General features: G+C 63.9%; 18 protein-coding genes, 1 pseudogene and 1 riboswitch. Of the genes and pseudogenes, 8 read left to right on the plus strand and 11 right to left on the minus strand.

The features are described 5' to 3' along the window. Window positions 1-102: 102 nt before the first annotated feature. The gene (lysX, locus tag E4P29_RS12780) at window positions 103-3,336 is read right to left on the minus strand and encodes a bifunctional lysylphosphatidylglycerol synthetase/lysine--tRNA ligase LysX (RefSeq protein WP_348539767.1); all 3,234 of its coding nucleotides are present in this window, start codon (window positions 3,334-3,336) and stop codon (window positions 103-105) included. 382 nt (window positions 3,337-3,718) lie between these two features. Here lysX and E4P29_RS12785 point away from each other — a divergent pair, with 382 nt between their 5' ends. Next, window positions 3,719-4,690: a hypothetical protein gene (locus E4P29_RS12785; protein WP_135045151.1), complete on the plus strand. Its 972-nt coding sequence runs from the start codon at window positions 3,719-3,721 to the stop codon at window positions 4,688-4,690. On the opposite strand, the gene E4P29_RS12790 is transcribed toward E4P29_RS12785, so the two are convergent. The 4 genes from E4P29_RS12790 to E4P29_RS12805 form a co-directional block, all read right to left on the minus strand. Next, window positions 4,672-5,226, minus strand: a complete 555-nt coding sequence (locus E4P29_RS12790; protein WP_135045153.1) for a GNAT family protein — start codon at window positions 5,224-5,226, stop codon at window positions 4,672-4,674. The genes E4P29_RS12785 and E4P29_RS12790 overlap by 19 nt on opposite strands. 182 nt (window positions 5,227-5,408) lie before the next feature. Continuing rightward, window positions 5,409-5,828 (minus strand): TIGR03668 family PPOX class F420-dependent oxidoreductase, encoded by a 420-nt coding sequence (locus E4P29_RS12795; protein ID WP_135045155.1) that lies wholly within the window; start codon window positions 5,826-5,828, stop codon window positions 5,409-5,411. A 10-nt stretch (window positions 5,829-5,838) separates the two neighbouring features. Next, the gene (locus E4P29_RS12800) at window positions 5,839-7,194 is read right to left on the minus strand and encodes a bifunctional diguanylate cyclase/phosphodiesterase (protein WP_245154289.1); all 1,356 of its coding nucleotides are present in this window, start codon (window positions 7,192-7,194) and stop codon (window positions 5,839-5,841) included. Between the two features lie 83 nt (window positions 7,195-7,277). Then, window positions 7,278-8,324: a LacI family DNA-binding transcriptional regulator gene (locus E4P29_RS12805; RefSeq protein WP_245154290.1), complete on the minus strand. Its 1,047-nt coding sequence runs from the start codon at window positions 8,322-8,324 to the stop codon at window positions 7,278-7,280. Window positions 8,325-8,370: 46 nt separating this feature from the next. Here E4P29_RS12805 and E4P29_RS12810 point away from each other — a divergent pair, with 46 nt between their 5' ends. From E4P29_RS12810 to E4P29_RS12825, 4 genes are all read left to right on the plus strand, one after another. Next, window positions 8,371-9,570, plus strand: a complete 1,200-nt coding sequence (locus tag E4P29_RS12810; RefSeq protein ID WP_135045159.1) for an MFS transporter — start codon at window positions 8,371-8,373, stop codon at window positions 9,568-9,570. Window positions 9,571-9,615: 45 nt separating this feature from the next. Continuing rightward, window positions 9,616-9,680: riboswitch (cobalamin riboswitch) on the plus strand. A gap of 64 nt (window positions 9,681-9,744) precedes the next feature. Further along, a complete protein-coding gene (locus E4P29_RS12815) occupies window positions 9,745-10,770 on the plus strand; it encodes an ABC transporter substrate-binding protein (protein WP_135045161.1) in 1,026 nt (341 codons plus the stop codon). Continuing rightward, complete coding sequence (locus tag E4P29_RS12820; protein ID WP_032389648.1) at window positions 10,767-11,792, plus strand: iron chelate uptake ABC transporter family permease subunit; 1,026 nt, start codon at window positions 10,767-10,769, stop codon at window positions 11,790-11,792. The genes E4P29_RS12815 and E4P29_RS12820 overlap by 4 nt, the downstream gene beginning before the upstream one ends. Then, on the plus strand, window positions 11,789-12,577 hold the full coding sequence (locus tag E4P29_RS12825; RefSeq protein WP_135045162.1) for an ABC transporter ATP-binding protein: 789 nt from the start codon (window positions 11,789-11,791) through the stop codon (window positions 12,575-12,577). The genes E4P29_RS12820 and E4P29_RS12825 overlap by 4 nt, the downstream gene beginning before the upstream one ends. 81 nt (window positions 12,578-12,658) lie before the next feature. On the opposite strand, the gene E4P29_RS12830 is transcribed toward E4P29_RS12825, so the two are convergent. From E4P29_RS12830 to E4P29_RS12840, 3 genes are all read right to left on the minus strand, one after another. After that, on the minus strand, window positions 12,659-13,129 hold the full coding sequence (locus E4P29_RS12830; protein WP_135045164.1) for a nuclear transport factor 2 family protein: 471 nt from the start codon (window positions 13,127-13,129) through the stop codon (window positions 12,659-12,661). A gap of 209 nt (window positions 13,130-13,338) precedes the next feature. Next, complete coding sequence (locus E4P29_RS12835) at window positions 13,339-14,448, minus strand: isocitrate/isopropylmalate dehydrogenase family protein (RefSeq protein ID WP_135045166.1); 1,110 nt, start codon at window positions 14,446-14,448, stop codon at window positions 13,339-13,341. A 114-nt stretch (window positions 14,449-14,562) separates the two neighbouring features. Then, window positions 14,563-15,465 carry a LysR substrate-binding domain-containing protein gene (locus tag E4P29_RS12840; RefSeq protein WP_135045168.1) on the minus strand — a complete coding sequence of 301 codons (903 nt, stop codon included), beginning with the start codon at window positions 15,463-15,465 and terminating at the stop codon, window positions 14,563-14,565. 89 nt (window positions 15,466-15,554) lie between these two features. Here E4P29_RS12840 and E4P29_RS12845 point away from each other — a divergent pair, with 89 nt between their 5' ends. Next, window positions 15,555-16,100, plus strand: a complete 546-nt coding sequence (locus E4P29_RS12845) for a tetratricopeptide repeat protein (RefSeq protein ID WP_135045462.1) — start codon at window positions 15,555-15,557, stop codon at window positions 16,098-16,100. Beyond that, the gene (locus tag E4P29_RS12850) at window positions 16,097-16,528 is read left to right on the plus strand and encodes a PPOX class F420-dependent oxidoreductase (protein WP_135045170.1); all 432 of its coding nucleotides are present in this window, start codon (window positions 16,097-16,099) and stop codon (window positions 16,526-16,528) included. The genes E4P29_RS12845 and E4P29_RS12850 overlap by 4 nt, the downstream gene beginning before the upstream one ends. 94 nt (window positions 16,529-16,622) lie before the next feature. Here E4P29_RS12850 and E4P29_RS26320 read toward each other — a convergent pair. The 3 genes and pseudogenes from E4P29_RS26320 to E4P29_RS12860 form a co-directional block, all read right to left on the minus strand. Continuing rightward, a pseudogene (locus tag E4P29_RS26320) lies at window positions 16,623-16,862 on the minus strand (DUF3237 family protein); the annotation flags it as partial. Then, a complete protein-coding gene (locus E4P29_RS26325) occupies window positions 16,784-17,200 on the minus strand; it encodes a DUF3237 family protein (RefSeq protein ID WP_245154291.1) in 417 nt (138 codons plus the stop codon). The pseudogene E4P29_RS26320 and the gene E4P29_RS26325, both read right to left, overlap by 79 nt. Then, the gene (locus tag E4P29_RS12860) at window positions 17,082-17,600 is read right to left on the minus strand and encodes a phenolic acid decarboxylase (protein ID WP_209205397.1); all 519 of its coding nucleotides are present in this window, start codon (window positions 17,598-17,600) and stop codon (window positions 17,082-17,084) included. The genes E4P29_RS26325 and E4P29_RS12860 overlap by 119 nt, the downstream gene beginning before the upstream one ends. Window positions 17,601-17,660: 60 nt before the next feature. Between E4P29_RS12860 and E4P29_RS12865 the strand changes: the two genes are divergently transcribed. Then, window positions 17,661-18,104, plus strand: a complete 444-nt coding sequence (locus E4P29_RS12865; RefSeq protein ID WP_135045175.1) for a MarR family transcriptional regulator — start codon at window positions 17,661-17,663, stop codon at window positions 18,102-18,104. Window positions 18,105-18,116 lie beyond the last annotated feature (12 nt).

The following is an 18,116-nucleotide window of genomic DNA, read 5'->3' on the forward strand; positions in this document are numbered from 1 at the left end:
TCCCCACCATGCATTGCCGACTCGTGGTCTGTTTGAGCCTCCAGTTTCCATCATTCGCCCCGTTTTGCAACTTTCCCGCGGAGGATCGCCTCGCAAGAACCGTCATTGACGCGGTTTGGCCAGAGGAAATGCGAGTGTCTCGCGGATGCTGCCACCGGTGATGAGCATGACGACGCGGTCGACGCCCATGCCGAGGCCGCCGGTTGGGGGCATCCCGTGCTCGAGCGCCTGCAGGAAGTCCTCGTCCAAGCTCATTGCCTCCTCGTCGCCACCCGCAGCCAGCAACGACTGCTCGGTGAGGCGTCGACGTTGATCGACGGGATCGGTCAGCTCGCTGTAAGCCGTGCCCAGTTCGACCCCCCACGCCACCAGGTCCCATTTTTCCGCGACGCCGGGGATGCTCCGATGCGGTCTCGTCAACGGCGACATCGACGTCGGGAAGTCCTTGTAGAAGGTGGGAAATTCGGTGTAATCCTCCACCAGGTGCTCGTACATGCCCTGGGCGACGGCACCCGCATCCCACGACTTCTCGTAGGGGATGTCGTTCTCGTCGCACAGCCGCTGCAGCTCGTCCAGGGGCGTCGACGGCTCGACGGGGACACACAATTTTTCGGCGACGGCACCGTGCAGTGTCTTGACGGGCCATTCCCCGGAGATGTCGATCTCGATCATCTCGCCGTCCGGGCCGTCGGGCCGCAGGATGATTTCGCGGCCGTGGGCTGCGACGGCGGCACGCTGAATCAGTTCGCGGCACAACACCATTGCGCGCTCGTAGTCACTGTGTGCCTCGTACGCTTCGAGGATCGTGAACTCCGGATTGTGCTTGAAGTCCGCTCCCTCGTTGCGGAACACCCGGCCGATCTCGAAGACCTTCTCCATGCCGCCGACGCACAGCCGCTTGAGATAGAGCTCCGGCGCGATGCGCAGGTACAGATCCAGGTTGTAGGCATTGATGTGGGTGACGAACGGGGCAGCGTTCGCACCGCCGTGGACCTGCTGGAGGATCGGTGTCTCGACCTCCATGTAGCCGCGATCGCTCAGTGAATCACGAAGCGACTTGACCACATTCGAGCGTGCGATCATCAGCGCGCGCGCATCGCGGTTGATCGCCAGGTCCACGTACCGCTGCCGTACTCGCGCTTCCGGATCGGTCAGACCGCGGTACTTGTCTGGCAGGGGGTGCAGGCATTTGGCGTTCATTCGCCACTCGGTGGCCAACAGCGACAGCTCACCACGCCTGCTGTATCCGATGGTGCCACTGACTTCGATGAGGTCACCCAGGTCGAAGTCGGCATCGAACTCCTCGATTCTGTCGCCGACGCGTTCGCGGTCGAACAGCACCTGAATATCGGCCGACCAGTCCCGGATGACGGCGAACGACACGCCGCCGTAGTCGCGAATGCGCAGTATTCGACCCGCTATTCGCACCGTCGTGCCCTGGGGCGATGCCGCCGCTTCACCGACGGTATGCGTCGGGGGATAGGCGACGGGATAGCCCTCGATGCCGTCACCTTCGAGACGATCGAGTTTGGCCATGCGCACGCGTACCTGGTCGGGACGTTTGCGGCCGGGCACGGATTCGTCCACGGGAGTCTCGGGTCCGCTGCCGTCGGAATGAATGTCCTCGGCGTCGACCAAGGCTGCGGGCACCGCGACGTGGGACCCGGTGTGCTTCGAGGCGCGCCGAAAAGTGGGCAGAGTCAAGAAGCCTTCGGCGATGGCCGACGCGACACCGACCTTCGGCAGCACCCGATTGTCGGCGAAGCACAGGTAGCGCGGCTCCCATTCCGGCAAGTACTTCACATTCGAGCGATACAGCGCCTCGAGCTGCCACCAGCGCGAGAAGAACACCAATACGCTGCGCCAGATCCGCAGAACCGGACCGGCCCCGATCCGACTGCCCTCCTCGAACGCAGCGCGGAACACCGCGAAGTTCAACGAAATCTTGCTGACACCGAAATGATCTGCGCCGGTTGCAAGTTCGGTCACCATCAACTCGATGACGCCGTTCGGCGACGCCGGATCGCGACGCATCAAGTCCAACGACGCGCCGGTACGACCCCACGGCACCAGCGACAGAACACCCACGATCTTCTCGCCCTGAACCGCCTGCACCAGAAGACAATTGCCGTCGAGCGGATCGCCCAACCGGCCCAGCGCCATCGAGAAACCACGCTCGGTCTCGGTATCGCGCCACGCATCCGCGCACGCAATGATCTCGTCCATCTCCTCGGCCGAAATATCGCGATGACGACGCACGGTGACCACGACACCCGCTTTGCGAGCCCGGTTGACGGCCTGACGCACGGGACGCATCTCGCGTCCATTGAGGTTGAAATCTTTGGTTTTCAGGATCGCTTCGTCGCCCAGTTCGAGAACGCTCAGGCCGGCCCGCTTGTAAGCCGTGGCCCCGATCTCGCTGGCCCCCATGACAGCTGGGGTCCACCCGTACTTCTCGGCGAGATCGAGCCACTCCGAAATCGCGTGCGGCCAGGCCTCCGGATTACCGATCGGATCCCCACTGGCCAGACACACCCCGACCTCGACGCGATACGTCACCGCCGCCTTGCCGCTGGTAGCGAAGATGACGCCCTTGTCGCGGCGAGTCGCGAAGTAACCGAGGGAGTCGTCGGCACCCCACTTGTCGAGCAGGCCGCGCAGAGCCGACTCGTCGCGCCCGGTCAACGCATTGCCCGACCGCTGCGACCGGAACAACGTGACCACGGCACCGAGCAACGCCAGCGCTCCGAACAGTCCCAACGCCGTATTGACGAAACCGTTCGGCCTACCGTCGAACTGCTCGTTGTCCACCGTCGCCAACGCCGTCACCCGGTTGAACGCCCACAAGAACGTCTGATTCTCCGGCAACGAACCCGGGAACAACGCCACCAACGCCCACCCGACAATCGTCCCGACGGCAGCTCCCAGCACGAGCACCCCGAGCGCCTTCCACACCGCACCGCGCCGAACCCGCGTGTAGAACTCCTTGCGCGACGCGATCAACAGACCCGTCACGACGACATGAACAGCCAACGCAATCCACGAACTGACGTTCTTGTCCTCGATGCCCTCCGCGACATTCGTGATCGCCAACAACACCAGATAAATCGTCAGCAACCACCACGCAATACGCTTCCGACTCGCCAACGCCGCCGCCAACAACCCGACAACGAGAGCCCACGACAAACTCGTATCCGGAGCATCGAAGTAATACGTGTCGACATACTCCCGCGGCGCATGAACCAGATACCGCAAAGTGGGCGACAGACTCCACAGAAACAACGCCGCCGCGAACACACCGAGCACCAGCCCCGCGATATGCGGAACCTCACTCAACCGACCGCGCTGCGGCGGCGAAAACGACCGTGGTGCCGTAGTACCCGACCGATCCGAGGGAACTGCTGTCGCCGTCATGTCTCACTCCCGAAATAAAAACGCACGAGTTGCAAGATAGACGGTATCCCCGCCGAGGTGGGTGGGATGCCTGTTGCCGCCCCGCCGTCCACTCAATGTGACATTCAGTGGCCTTTCCGGCAGTCAATGGCACATCGAGTGGACCGGTGGCCCCGACCGACGTGTGTGCGCCAGCCGGTTACGAGTCGAAGTGTGCGTCGCCTTCGGGTTGCGTTTGTCCACAGGCAGTCGGTTATCCACAGGGCCGTTGATAGTGCGACGTCGGGCGCGATCGGTGTCCGGCCGAGCGTGCACGATCGTCTGTATGAAGCGGGGCGGCGCACGGGTCGATGCGAGGGTGATTGCGGCCGCATCGGATCGCGGGCTGGTGCGGACGGCTCATCTCCTGGAGCTCGGCGTCGCGTCGAAGACGATTGTTCGGCGCACGCTGCCGGACGGTATCTGGTCACGGGCGCTACCTGGCCTGGTGTTCTTGAAGAACCGTTCGCTGACGCCCTTGGAGCGGGCGATTGCCGCGTCCATCTACTGCGGTCGTGATGGCGTCATCAGTGGTCGGGCCGGGTTGGCGTTGCATGGTCTCGGTACATCCGGCTCGTTCGAGGAGACGTTCGTGCTCATTCCCGAGGCGCAGCACCGCAGGTCGGTCGGTTTCGCTGCGGTGGAGCGCACCTGGCGGATGCCGACGGCGGAAACCAAGTCGGGTCTTCGCGTCGCGCCGGTCGTTCGGTGTTTGTGCGACGCGATTCGTCGCATGAAGAACGCCGAGCAGTGCATGGCGCTCGTTGCCAGTGTTGTTCAGCGTGGTGCGGCAACGATCGAGGCGATCATGAAGGAACTGGACGCCGGCACGACGCGCGGAACCGCGATGCCTCGCCGAGTACTTCGCGAACTGGCCGCCGGCGCGCATTCCGTTGCCGAAGCCCACGCGCAGAAGTTGTACGCGCGCAGCGGTCTTCCCCCGATGACGCACAATGTCGCGGTACGCGACAGGTCGGGCAGGTTGCTGCTGGTGGCCGACAATTGGCTCGACGACGTCGCCCTCGACTGGGAGATCGACTCGCTCGCATATCACCTGTCGCCCGCGGCGCACCGCGCCACCGTAGAACGACGAGAGCGAGCTCAGAACGCGGGCATCATTGTCGTGACCCATCTGCCGAGCGATATTCGCGAGGATCCGGAACGCGTCCTGTCCGACCTGCGGTCCCGGTACCGACAGGCGCTCGCGCGTCCGCGCCCCGACGTCACCGTCGACCCTTCCTATCGTCGATCGGGCTGATACACCCAGATCATGTGGTCTCCAGTTTCGGCTGCAGCAGCCAGGGCTCGCGGCTCGGTCCTGTCGAGGACGAAACCCAGCCGCTGCGGGACGGCTCGACTCCTCGAATTGGCTGCATCACAATGAATTTCGACGCGGTCGACGTCGCCGAGTTTGAACGCCTCCCGTGTGAGGGCCGCGGTGGCCTCGGAGATGACGCCATCACCCTCTGCTGCGCTGTCGAGCCAGTATCCGATTTCGATTCCACCCGGTCCGACGCGGCGATGCAGTGCAATCTTCCCCAGGAATGCGCTGGTGGAGCGACCGAAAATCCCGTAGTCGTACATTTCGCCGGATTCCCACAGCTTCCGGCTTTCCTCGATGCGAACGATCTGCGCCGACCTGTCGGCAGCGTCCTCGGTGGCCCACCCGAGCCACGGCAGCAGGCGGACCCGATTTCGACCGATCGCCTCGGCAATGACAACAGCATCGTCTGCCGTCTCGCGTCGAACCACGAGACGGTCGGTGACAATCCGAACGGGGGGTGCGCTGACCATTGCGACAGTCTGACTCGCCGTGACTGCCTATTCCACTGGTTTTCGGTGCCCGCTCGCCGGTATGCAGTCCACTCGATGTGCCATTGACGGTCGAAAAGGCCACCGGATGTCACATTGAGTGGTCAGCCGGGATTGGTCAGGCGGGAGTGGGGTGGGCGGTGCCGGGGGAGGGAAGGAAACGATCAGGAAGCGGACCACGATCTCCAGGACAGTTTGTCGATGACGATGACCGGCCCCTCGGGTCGGTTGTTCTTGTATTGGCTGTATTTCGCGACGAGGGTGTCGGTACCGACTGTGCCTTCGGCGCTGCCTGCGTCGACGATGCGGGCGTTGCCGTCGGCGCGGATCCACCAGAGTTGGGACCAGTCGTCGAAGTAGTGGTCGACGATGAGGCTGACGGCGGGGTCGGCGCGGATGTTCTCGAGTCGCTGCAGTTTCTGGGTGCTTTTGGGTTTCCAGTCGATGGCTGTGTAGATGCGGTCGCCGGTGGGTGCGACGGCGAAGACGATGGGGACCAGGTGTGGGGTGCCGTTGGGGTTGATGGTGGAGAGTTGGGCGCGGGGTGCGTCGGTGAAGCGTTGAATTTCGTTGTCTATCTTCACGTTCGGTTCCTCATGCGGATTCGCTGTGGCTGCTGTGTCGGGTGATGTATTGCTCCAGTTCGGCGACGGGCATGGGTCGTCCGAGGAGGTGTCCTTGGCCGAAGGTTACGCCCATGTCGGTGCAGATTCGGAGTTGTTCGGTGGTCTCGATGCCTTCGATGACGGTGTCTTTGCCGAGGGTGGTGGTGACGTCGACGAGGGCGGTGCAGAGGGTGGTCATGGCGCGGCGTCGGTGCAGGTTGGTGCTGTCGAGGTGTTGGGTGAGGGATCTGTCGATTTTGAGGATGTCGACGGGGAGGGTGGCGAGTCGTTCGAGGGAGGAGAAACCGGAGCCGAAGTCGTCGATGGCGATGAGGACGCCGTGGCGTTGGACGTCGCGGAGTTGGTAGTGCACGGCGTCGAGGTCGTGCAGCGTCTGCGATTCGGCAAGTTCGAGTGCGAGTCGACCGCGTTCGATGCCGTGGGTGTCGACGATGTCGATGACGTCGGTGGCCAGGGTTCCTGCGGCGAAGTGCGCGGGGCTGACGTTGACACCGACTTGGAGCATGATCGCGCGGGATTGCCAGTCGGCGATGGTTGTCGCGACGTCGGTGAGAATCCACATGCTCAGGGGGACTATCAGGTCGTTGTCTTCGGCGAGGGGGATGAAGGCGTCGGGCATCAGGAGTCCGAGTTCGGGGTGGTTCCAGCGAACGAGGGCTTCGGCTCCGACCACGGCTCCGGTCGCGAGTTCGACGATGGGTTGGTAGACCATGGTGAGCTCGCGCGCGGTCATGGCGACTCCGCGCAGTCGTTCGAGGAGCTCGAGCCGAGTGCGGTTGGTGTGGTGCAGCTCGTCGGTGAAGATGTGATGCCGGTTGCGGCCGGTGGCTTTGGCGGCATGCATCGCGGCGGTGGCGTTGTGTACGAGCTGGGTGGCGCGATCGGTGCTGCCGGTGGTGGAAGCGACACCGACGCTGGCGGTGAGGGTGAGGTGCCGGCCGCCGAGCTCGAAGGGGGGCTCGAAGATGCTGGCGAATCCCGCGGCCATCGCTCGGGCTGCCAGGGAATGGCAGCCGTAGGCGACGATGACGAATTCGTCGCCGGTGAGTCGGCCGATGGTGTCGCCGGGTCGGGTCGATGCGGTGAGTCGGTCGGCGACCATGCACAGCAGCTCGTCGCCCTGGGCCGGTCCGAGCGCGTCGTTGAATTCACGGAAGCCGTCGATGTCGACGAGGAGGACGCTGAAGTGCTGGTCAGGGCCTAGGTCGACCAGCGCGGCGGTGATGGTGGCCAGGATTTCGTCCCGGTTCGCAAGCCCGGTGAGGGCGTCGAGCGTCGGGTTGGGGTCGGCACGGCGGAGCGGCGTGTCGTGTTCTCGACTCACAGTGCCCCCTCGTAGCCGGACGGCCACCGGCGATACTAGCCGAGGAGTTTGCTTAACGCCTATAAACGGGGAGCACGCCCTTTTTACTGGACCTCACGCGGCGTGCCCGTCGACCCTCGCGTCTCGATGTTCCACACCGCCGCGTCGACCGTGTCGCTGAGACCGAGTACCCACCGGGCTGCCGATCGGCCCTGGTCGAACAACGATTGCGCGACGGTGGTCAAGTGGGCCGCTGCCGCTGCAGGGGAGTCGTCCCACCCGGTCAGTGCGAGGTGGCCGGGAATGTCGAAACCGGCACCCGTCGCCGCGTCGAGTGCGCCGAAGGCAAGTTCGTCGCTCATCGCGAGTATCACGTCGATGACGTTGTCGCGCAACAACAGTCGCGCTCCCCGTGCACCCTCTGCGCGTGAATTGTGAGTGGTGAACAGCGTCGGTACCGTCGACCACTCGATTCCTCGACGTATGCACGCATCGCGGTAGCCCTCGAGTCGTGCGCGAGTCACCGGCATCGAGATGTCCGACGCGTCGGCGCCGTGCACGACCGTCGACTCACGTCGCGAATCGGGTCGCAGCGCAACGATCGCGGGCCGACGGCGATTGCGCAGAGCAATGGTGGCGACCGCGTCGGCAGCAGCGCGGTCGTCGATTCCGATGGAGTTCAATCCCGGATGCTCGGGTCCGCCCTGGACGCAGGTGGGTCGACCGGTGCCGGCGAGGACGTCGAGGACGGGGTCGTCGACGCCGGTGGTCCAGACGACGTAGCCGTCGACCTGCGCGTCGCGAATTCTCGCAATGTCGCTGTCGCGATGCAGGTTCGGCAGCATCATCAGGGCGGTGTCGGCGTCGAGACATGTGTCGGCGATGCCCGAGAGGAACCGTCGGGCCTGGGGATCTTCGAAGGCATAGGTGAGTTTTTCACCGAGTACGACGCCGATGCTGTTGTGTTTTCCGCTCCGGAGCGAGCGTGCCGCGCGGTTGGGGCCTGCGTATCCGAGGGCCGCCGCCGCCGCGTGGACGCGGTCCCGGGTGGCAGGCGAGACGCGAGTGGGTTGGTTGTAGGTGTACGAGACGCTCATCGTGGAGACTCCCGCAGACGCCGCCACGTCAGCCATCGTCACCCGAGTGTTCACGGGGCCACCTTAGCGTGTGTCGACCATCTGTGTAACGATACACATCATGTCGTCGCCCCTCCCCAAGCTGCTGGTCCTCGGTGCAGCCGCCTTCATCTATGTCACGGCCGAAACGTTGCCCGTGGGTCTGCTCCCGGAGATCTCGGGCGATCTCGGCGTCGGCGAATCCGCTGTCGGTCTGCTGCTGACCTTCTACGCGTACGGCGTCGCCGTCATGACCATGCCGTTGATCAGGTTCGTACGCGACTGGCCGCGGCGACGCGTCGTCGTCATCACCGTTGCAGCACTGGCCTTTTCGCAACTGCTCTCCGCGGTGTCCGTCGGGTACCCGATGCTGGTGCTGTCGAGGATGCTGTGCGCGGCGACGCACGGAGTCTTCTGGGCCGTTGTCGCACCGGTCGCGGCGTCACTCGCACTTCCCGGTAAGCATGGCAAAGCGATCGCCACGGTGTACGCCGGCACCTCGTTGGCGTTGGTCGCCGGTAATCCGATCACCGCGGCCATGGGTCAGTGGTTCGGGTGGCGCACTGCTGCAACCATTCTCGGTGTGGTCGCCGCCGCTATCGCGGTGGCGCTCTACTTCGTCCTCCCTGCACTACCGGTCACCCGAGCACCTGCGGGCAACAAGAAGACACCGCGGGTGCTCGACGGCACCCTGGCGATCCTGTGTGGAGTGACGTTCCTGGCCGTCCTCGGCCATTTCGCCGCGTACACGTATTTCTCGCTCATCGTCGATCGCGCAATCGGCTCGGCCGGAACCACTCTGACGCTGATGTTGATGCTCTACGGGTTGTTCGGGGTCGTCGGTATCTGGGTGATCGGCAGAACGTACGACCGTTGGCCGCGGCCCTCCACCATCGCTGCTCTCGGTGCCGTCGCAGCCGCCGCAGCGATCCTGTGGTGCACCCTCAGCGCAGCACCGGGCAGCCTGGCCGTCCTCGCTGTCGGTGCGATCGCGTTGTGGGGTCTGGCATTCACCACACTGCCGGTTTGCATCCAGTCCGCCGTGGTTCGGGCCGCCCCCGCCGACGCCGACAAGGCGTCCGCTATCTATGTCGTCGCCTTCCAACTGGCCATTGCCACCGGGGCCCTGGTGGGAGGCGTCGTCGTCGACGCCAGGGGCATCGGGGCGGTGACCGCTGCGGCGACGATCCTGGTGGCTGTTGCACTCACCGTCGTAGTGGGTGCGCGCAGAGCCTTTCCGAGCTCGTATCCGTCGGTACCGGTCTCGACACCGGCGCACTGACCTCTCGGCCCTCCAGCACGATAGGGTCAGCACGCGACGAACGAGGGAATCCGGTGCAATTCCGGAGCTGGCGCGCAACGGTGACGGGTGAGAGCTCGAAGTCCGAATGCTCGGACGTCGTGGTCGAACCCACCCGCGGCTCCGCGACACGAGCCCCAAGCAGGAAGCTCTTCGATGCGTACCTCTCTCGCCGCACTAGGCGCTGTCTCCATCCTTCTGGTCGGTTGTTCGACCACGTCGACCCCCGACGCGTCCACCGACACCTCCGGAAACTATCCCCTGACCATCGAGAACTGCGGACGCGACGTCGTCGTCGACGCACCACCGCAACGCGCGGTGTCGTTGAACCAGAGCTCGACGGAAATACTGCTCTCGCTCGGCCTCGCAGACCGGATGGTGGGCACCGCCACCTGGACCGACCCGGTCCGCTCGAACCTCGAATCCGAGAACGCCAAGGTGCCGAGGCTCGCGGACAACAAGCCATCGCTCGAGGTCGTGTTGGATGCCGAGCCCGATTTTGTGTCCGCGTCCTTCGGCGGCACCCTCGGACCCGGGGGAGTCGCAGATCGGAGCAGATTCGAGCAGCTCGGCGTGCCGAACTACCTCTCGCCCACCGACTGTCAGGGCAAGACGGACGAGAGCGTCAATTCCGACGGTGCCCGCACGGAGCCGCTGGTGATCGACACCGTCTATCGGGAGATTCGTGATCTCGCGGCGGTCTTCGACGTACGAGACCGCGGTGAGCGTCTGGTCGCCGAACTGCAGGATCGGTTCGAGAAAGCCTCCGGCTCGGTCGACGCGTCAGGTGTGTCGTTGGCCTACTGGTTCGCCGACACCGACACGCCGTACATGGCAGGTTGCTGCGGATCGTCGGGCATCATCACCGACTCCGTCGGTGCCGAGAACATCTATGCCGACACCACCGACGAATGGCCACAGGTCAATTGGGAGAGTGTGCTCGATCGCAACCCGACTGCACTGGTGCTCGCAGATCTGAGTCGACGCAGTATCGCCGGGGACGCCCTGGACAGCAAGATCGGTTTCCTGGAGTCGAACTCGGTCACGAACCGAATGCCCGCCGTCGAGAACAAGCGGTACATCGTCGTCAACGGTGCCGATCTGAACCCGTCCATTCGGACGATCGACGGCGTCGAGAAAGTTGCGGCCGCGCTGCAGGATTGGGGAATGGCGTCGCGATGAGCCGCACCGATCGCGGGGTGCTCGTCCCACTGCTGCTCGCAGGATCGGCGTTGTTGGTGCTCTCGATCGGCGTCGCCGTCACCATCGGACCCGCGAACGTCTCGGTGCCCGACGTATATCGAGTGATATTGACGCACATGGGTATCGGGAGTTCGGGAGTCAGTCGCATCCAGGACGGAATCGTCTGGGAGCTGCGCCTGCCCCGGACCTTGCTGGCCGCCGTGTGCGGTGCGGGTCTTGCGCTGTGCGGTGCGATCATGCAATCACTGCTGCGCAACCCTCTCGCCGATCCCTTCGTCCTGGGCATTTCGTCCGGTGCATCCACCGGAGCGGTCCTCGTCGCGGTTCTCGGCGTCGGCGGTGGCGCATTGTCCTTGTCCACAGGGGCATTCGCCGGTGCGCTGCTCTCGTTCGTCCTGGTGATGCTGCTGGCCGCAGGGGCAGGCGGAGGAAATGACCGCGTGGTGCTGGCCGGGGTCGCGGGGACGCAGCTGTTCTCGGCCTTGACGTCGTTCATCGTCATTTCCTCGGCCGACGCCGAACAGACACGCGGCGTGCTGTTCTGGCTTCTCGGATCGCTGAGCGGTGCCGACTGGACGGACGTGGTGCTGTGCGGATCGGTTGCGCTGCTCGGAATGGTGGTGTGTCTGTTCAACACCTCGGCCCTCGACGCCTTCACATTCGGGCACGACGCGGCCGCGTCCCTCGGTGTTCCGGTCAAGTGGGTGCGAATCCTGTTGTTGGTCATCACCGCACTGATCACGGCCTCGCTCGTCAGCGCCGCCGGAGCCATCGGGTTCGTGGGTCTCGTTCTGCCGCACGCCGCACGTTTTCTCGTCGGCGCACGGCATCGACGGCTGCTGCCGACGACGGTGGTCATCGGCGCGATCTTCATGGTGTGGGTCGACACCATCGCCCGAACGCTGTTCGCCCCGCAGGAGATACCCGTCGGAGTGGTGACCGCGCTCATCGGCGTGCCGGCATTCGCGCTCATTCTGTTTCGACTCAGGAGATCCCGATGACGTTGCACGTCAACAACATCCGGTGGACCCGTGGCGGGAACCCGATTCTCGACGGCATCAGCTTCGCGCCGGAACCGGGCGAGACCATCGGGCTCATCGGCCCCAATGGCTCCGGCAAATCGTCGCTACTGCGCATCCTCGCCGGCATCGTGGCACCCGACAGCGGCGACGTGCTGCTCGACGGAAAGAACCTGCGCACCCAACGTCGTCGCAGCATCGCCCGCCGCGTAGCGATGGTCGACCAACATTCCGACACCGACGTCGACATCACCGTCCGCGACGTCGTACGCCTGGGCCGCATCCCCCACCACGGCATCCTCGGCGGAGACACAGCCGACGACGACACCGCGATCGAACAGGCACTCACCGACACCGCCATGGCGTCGAAAGCCACCCGACGCTGGCACACCCTCTCCGGCGGAGAGCGCCAACGCGCCCAGATCGCCCGAGCCCTCGCCCAACAACCCACCGAACTACTGCTCGACGAACCGACCAACCACCTCGACATCCAACACCAACTCGACATCCTCACCCTCGTCGCAGACCTACCCCTGAGCAGTTACATCGCCCTCCACGACCTCAACCTCGCCGCCATGTTCTGCAACCGCATCATCGTCCTGAACAACGGCAGCATCGTGGCATCGGGAACCCCACACGAAGTGATCACCGAACACCTGGTGCGCGAGGTGTACAACGTGCACGCCAGCGTCTCGCATACCGACGACTACCCCCAGGTGACCTATCGCCGCCCCCGACCTACCGCCCCCGGAGTCCACTCGATGTGACATTGACCCCCGAAAAGGTCACTAGATGTCACATTGAGTACCCGGGGGAAGGGCCAAAACCGGGGGAGGGGGAGACGGAATCTAGAGTTGGCGCAATTTTCGCTCGAATGCGTCGATGCGTGTGGTGTCCTCGAAGAAGTCCTCTTGGGAGATGATTTTGCCCCAGCTGGTGCGGACCAGGAGCACCGTTCGGTTGCTGTACAACTCGGTGCCGTCGACTGCGTGTGCTTGGTCGTCGAAGCGGACGAGGAGGGTCATGCGCCAGGGGGCTCCGCCGCTGTAGATTTCCGTGACCTGCCCGCGGATCCCGGCAGCGACGAAGTCCTGGAAGAACTTTTCGATTGCCGGTCGTCCGCGGTGGGTGCCGGACCAGCGGCTGTCACCGTCGGCGAATTTGAGCACCGCGTCTCGGTGGAACGACGAGAGCAGAGGGCGATAGTTTCCGTTGTTGAGCGCCTCGATGTCTCGCTGCAACTTGAGGGTCAGCACTCGCATCAGCAGAAGCCTGCATGCGAAGGCCGTCGAGATGCCGGCCAGAAATCTCAGTTGCATGGCTATACGTTTGCCTACCGTTCACCGACGTGTCAATCGAGTGGGATGTTTCGAGGTCCAGCCCGATGGCGGTTCACAGTTCGCCCGAAATTGCCCCGGTGATAGAACCGCGATAGGGATGAACAGCCACCGACGCCGTCGCCCATGTCTGGGATGACGACGAGCACGAACGACGTCAGCGAGACGAATCCAAGTACCGCCGATACGACTCAGCCCTCCAATGCGAGCTGATCGATCACGGCGAGGGTGAAGCGCTCGGTGGTCGCGGATCCGTGGAGATCGGCGGTACGGGTCTCGGGCACACTCACTGCGCGATCGATGGCTCGATGGATGGAGTGGGCTGCTGCGCGTAGCCGGTCGTCCTCGCGTCGATCTCCCAACCAGGACAGCAGCATTGCCGCCGATCCGATGAGCGACGCGGGATTGGCAATCCCTCTACCGGCGATGTCGGGTGCCGAGCCGTGCTGCGCCTGCGCGACGGCATGATCGTCACCGAGGTTGAGGGACGCTGCCAGTCCCAGACTGCCCGACAGCTCGGTGGCCTCGTCGGAAAGGATGTCGCCGAACATGTTGGTCGTGGCGATGACGTCGAACGACTCCGGTCGTCGAATGAGCAGTGCCGCAACAGCGTCGACGAGAAGTTCCTCGTACTCGACAGCAGGGAAATCCTGCCGTACTGCCCGGGCTGCCTCGAGAAACAGCCCGTCGCTGAGCCTGAGGACGTTGGCCTTGTGCACGACGGTGACCTTCGAGCTGCGGTTCGAGGCAAGGTCGAAGGCGCGCCGGACGATTCGCTCGGACCCGTGCCGGGTCACCTTGCGTACGGCCAGGGCGAGATCTTCGGTGGGCATGAATTCCCCGCCCCCGGCGTACATCGTGCGGTCGGCGTAAAAGCCCTCGGTGTTCTCGCGAGCGATCACCAGGTCGAACTTCTTACCCAAGGGATTGGGCAGTGCATCGACGGTCCTGGCGGGCCGTATGTTGGCGTACAGATCCAACTTTCGTCGTAGAACTCCAGACGGGTTGACGCCGCCTTCGGTGGCCGGCGGATAGTCGAGGTGCGAGACGGGCCCCAGAATGACGCCGTCGGCTGCGCGCGCGAGATCGACGATGGCGTCGGGCATCGTTGTTCCCGACGCCTCGAGTGCAGCGAAGCCGATGGTGCCGTGTGTGAAGGTCGCCGACATACCGCTGCGGTTCAGGGCGGATTCGATGACCGACACTGTCGCTGCGCTGATTTCGGGGCCGATGCCGTCTCCGGCGAGAACGATCAGGTCGACGGTGGTGCGACGGTCGGGTGAGGAGTAGCGGGATGTCACGAAGTCTCCAGGTGCTCACGTCCGCATGGTTGCGGACTAGGTCATCGTTGCGACCTGGTGAACAGCCTGCCGCCCGACGAGCATGAAGACCAGAGACTGTTTCTTAAACCTGACTTAAGTGAATTTCACAGTGTCGAACACCGAGACGAGAACCGATGCCATTGCATCGGACGCGGGAGACGGGGTTCGTTGCGCGAGCCGGCAGAGCAGTATTCGTCGATTCGGGAGCTCGCTCGAGGGAATCGCATCGACTCCCTCGCGGAGGTAGCGCGTCGTCATGGCGGGTGCGACGGTCAATCCCAGCCCGGCTGCGACCATCGCCTGCGATTCCATGTAGTCGTTCGACTCGATCAAGACATCTGGTTCGAATCCAGCTGTGCGGCACGAGGTTCGGAATATCGTGGTGATGGGGTGCTGGGCGCTGCGCACTATCCACTTCTCGCGAGCCAGCGAGTCGAGCCGTACCGGCCCGTTCGTTCGCCAGCCTTTCGGAACGAGCAACACGGTAGGTTCTTCCGCGATAACCTCGGTGACGACGTCGTCGACCGTCATCAAAAGGTCAGGGTAGTCCCACGCCAACGAAAGATCCACCTCCCGGCTCTGCAGCATCGAGTGGAGATCGCGCAGGCGAGAGGATCGAATCTCGAGTTCGATGTCCGGGTGCTCGGACCTGAACGCGGCCATCACGTCGGGCAACAGAGAAGCGGCGAAGGACGGAAAGACACCGAGCGTCACGTGGCCTGTTCTGGCGTCGAGTAGATCGTCGATGTCGGCACGCAGCGCGGACAACTGGATGTCGATGGCTGCCGCCCGGCCGGCAACCAGGCGGCCGGCTTCGGTGAGGCGGACACCGCGGGCATGCCGTTCTACAACTCGAGCGCCGATAACGGACTCCAGTCGCTTGACCTGCTGTGACACTGCAGACGGCGTGTACATCAGATGCTCGGCAGCTGCCGTCATGGAACCGAAACGGTCGATTTCCACCAACAGCTTGAGCAGGGACAACTCCACATCCATCCGTCGAGAGTAAGCGTGGTCTGAAACTATGGGCCGGTGACGAGAAGGAACATGAGTACGTGTCGGTTGCCGCAGCTCGGGGAGCCTCGATGGACCCGCTGAGCGGATTCTGGCACCATGCAGATGACGACGAGCCCGCTCGAATGCGGTCGCAGATGGGCGAGTTACTCTCGGCGTCAGAGCTTTCCCGGGCGCGCGCACTGTTCGAACGGGCGTCGCTGGAGGACTTTCTCGGCGAAGAATCGGCGGCAATTCCGTTGTACGAGGCGTCGCTGTCGAGTGGACTCGATTCCGTGCACGAGAGCAAGGCCAGAATTCAGCTCGCCAGTTCGCTGCGTAATGTCGGCCGACTCGAGGACGCGTCGCGTGTGTTGCGAGATTTCGAGTTCTTCAACGAATTCGCCTCTGCGCGAGATGCATTCATGGCCCTGATCCTGTGGGATCTGGGCGATGGTGTTGGCGCGCTGAGGGCGGCGCTGCAGGCAGCGAAGCCTGCGCTCGGCACATACCGTCGCGCAATCGGAACGTATGCCGACAAACTCTGCACCGACAGGCCGAGGAACAACGACTCTGACGACAATGTTGCCGACCATGATCGTGCCAATTCGCTCGACGACCCCGAGGTGAAGCCATGACCAGCGGAGCATTCGATCCGCACGACCTACTCGAGCGCAGCCGAATCGGCGTCCTCGCCACGATAAAATCGAGCGGCCTGCCGCAACTGTCACCGGTGACGCCGTTCTACGATCGCACCGAGCGAACGATAAAGATCTCGGTCACCGAGGGACGAGCGAAAACGGCCAACCTACGCCGAGACCCGCGCGCTGCACTCGAAGTGACCAGCGCCGACGGCAAGGCCTGGGCAACAGCAGAAGGAACCGTCACCCTCACCGGACCGGGCGCGAACCCGAACAGCCCCGAAATCGATGCGCTGGTCGAGTACTACCGCGCCGCCGCCGGAGAGCACCCCGACTGGAACGAATACCGCGCCGCAATGGCCGCGGATCGCCGAGTGCTGGTGACCATCGCCGTCGACCGCGTCTATGGGGAAAGCCTCGCCTGATCGCTCCGGCAGTCCACTCGATGTGCCATTGACCCCCGAAAAGGCCACTGAATGTGCCATTGAGTGCACCGGGATCGGTGCACATTCGGCTCGGTCAGGTGAGTTGGTAGACGTCCAGTTCGACGGAATTCGGCAAACGTTCACCGGTGGCCACGAAGAGTGTTCCGTTCATCCAGCTGAGGGAGTCGGCAGACGTCGACAGTCGGGGACAGGTGCGGAAGTAGATTCGGTCGGCGGGCACCTGCTCGCCGCGAGTCAGGGCGTCGATGTCTTGTTCGCTGCCGGTGCGCATCCCCACGTTGTGGACCGAGATCCGTTCGCCTGCGTCGGTCTCGAGTGCGTATCGGGCATCGAGTTCGGTGACAGTGGCTGACCTGAGAACCTGGTGGTCGGCGCGCCGCCGGCCAGGACGCGACCACGCATCACCGGCCCGTCGACGGTCCCACCGAGAATCGGCACGAGTCGTCGATGTCCGTCGCTGACCTGGCCGAGATCGATGGGCTCCCCGACCGTCACGGACAGGTGCGCGACGAATGTCAGATCGGGGCGCACGTCAGTTCGTTCGGTCCGCGAAGCCGTCGGGAAGATCGCCCGGTGCGACGGACACGATGGTCTCGTCGTCGGCTCCGACGTTCTCGAAGAGCGTGATCGTGGCGAATTCGGGGACGACATAGATCGGGTAGGTCGGCCCGGCGTCGCGGTAGGCACGCATTTCGTCGAGGTGATCGTTCTGATAGAGGACCGTTTTGGTTCCGTCCAATTCGATCCACTGCGGGAAGAAGATGGTTCCGTGCAGACGACGCTTGCCTGGGATGACGTTGACGACGACGGAGGTTCCGGTGGGCTCGGTCCATGAGATCTTGTAGACGTCGTCGTCGAGCTGGACGAGATCGACTTCCTGGTCCTTGACCCAGCGTCCGCCGACCATGCCGGTGTGAATTCGGTAGTCGATCGTGGTCGCATTCTTGACGTACATCTCGTACTGCCAGCTGTTGGCGTAGGTGTAGATGAAGCGGTGTCCGACGATGCCGCTCAGGTCTTGGCTGGGAATGGGGTTCTCGACTGTGGTCATGTTCTTCATTTTGTCACAAAACTATGTTTGCGGCAAAACTATCTGTGCAATCATCGACACATGGACTCCACTGCAACCGAACTGGGCCGCCAGCTGGGGCCCCTGCGGCGATCACTGCTCCGAGCGACGCGGGACGTAGCGCAGCTGCCCGACATCGCCGACTCGCACATCGAGGTGATGCGAGCCCTCGCCACCGAACCGTCCATAAGTCCGGGACGTCTCGCCACCCGCCTCAACCTGGCCCGGTCCACCGTGAGCAACCTGATCAAAGCGATGGTCGACGCCGGCCTGGTGGAGAGGTCGATCACCGCGGGTGACCTGCGAGGCGCGACGCTGACCGCATCGCCGAAGGCTAGGAACCTACTCGCCGAATACGACGCGGCGAGCTCCCGAGTACTCGCGGATGCACTGGACGAACTGAGTCAGCACAACCGCCAAGCTATCGCCGCAGCGCTGCCGGCCTTGGCGGAAATCACGAGCATTCTCGCCCGCCGCACGTCCTGATCCTCGGCAGTG

Source organism: Rhodococcus sp. 1R11, assembly GCF_004563845.1.
Classification (GTDB): domain Bacteria; phylum Actinomycetota; class Actinomycetes; order Mycobacteriales; family Mycobacteriaceae; genus Rhodococcoides.

Excerpts from the sequence above, each read along its gene's own strand:
- E4P29_RS12785 (WP_135045151.1), top strand. The coding sequence starts at position 3,719 with ATGAAGCGGGGCGGCGCACGGGTCGATGCGAGGGTGATTGCGGCCGCA.
- E4P29_RS12820 (WP_032389648.1), top strand. The coding sequence starts at position 10,767 with ATGAGCCGCACCGATCGCGGGGTGCTCGTCCCACTGCTGCTCGCAGGA.
- E4P29_RS26325 (WP_245154291.1), bottom strand. The coding sequence starts at position 17,200 with ATGTCGTCCCCGAATTCGCCACGATCACGCTCTTCGAGAACGTCGGAG.
- E4P29_RS12825 (WP_135045162.1), top strand. The coding sequence starts at position 11,789 with ATGACGTTGCACGTCAACAACATCCGGTGGACCCGTGGCGGGAACCCG.
- E4P29_RS12845 (WP_135045462.1), top strand. The coding sequence starts at position 15,555 with ATGGACCCGCTGAGCGGATTCTGGCACCATGCAGATGACGACGAGCCC.
- E4P29_RS12810 (WP_135045159.1), top strand. The coding sequence starts at position 8,371 with ATGTCGTCGCCCCTCCCCAAGCTGCTGGTCCTCGGTGCAGCCGCCTTC.
- E4P29_RS12815 (WP_135045161.1), top strand. The coding sequence starts at position 9,745 with ATGCGTACCTCTCTCGCCGCACTAGGCGCTGTCTCCATCCTTCTGGTC.
- E4P29_RS12850 (WP_135045170.1), top strand. The coding sequence starts at position 16,097 with ATGACCAGCGGAGCATTCGATCCGCACGACCTACTCGAGCGCAGCCGA.
- E4P29_RS12840 (WP_135045168.1), bottom strand. The coding sequence starts at position 15,465 with ATGGATGTGGAGTTGTCCCTGCTCAAGCTGTTGGTGGAAATCGACCGT.
- E4P29_RS12860 (WP_209205397.1), bottom strand. The coding sequence starts at position 17,600 with ATGACCACAGTCGAGAACCCCATTCCCAGCCAAGACCTGAGCGGCATC.
- E4P29_RS12790 (WP_135045153.1), bottom strand. The coding sequence starts at position 5,226 with ATGGTCAGCGCACCCCCCGTTCGGATTGTCACCGACCGTCTCGTGGTT.
- E4P29_RS12830 (WP_135045164.1), bottom strand. The coding sequence starts at position 13,129 with ATGCAACTGAGATTTCTGGCCGGCATCTCGACGGCCTTCGCATGCAGG.
- E4P29_RS12865 (WP_135045175.1), top strand. The coding sequence starts at position 17,661 with ATGGACTCCACTGCAACCGAACTGGGCCGCCAGCTGGGGCCCCTGCGG.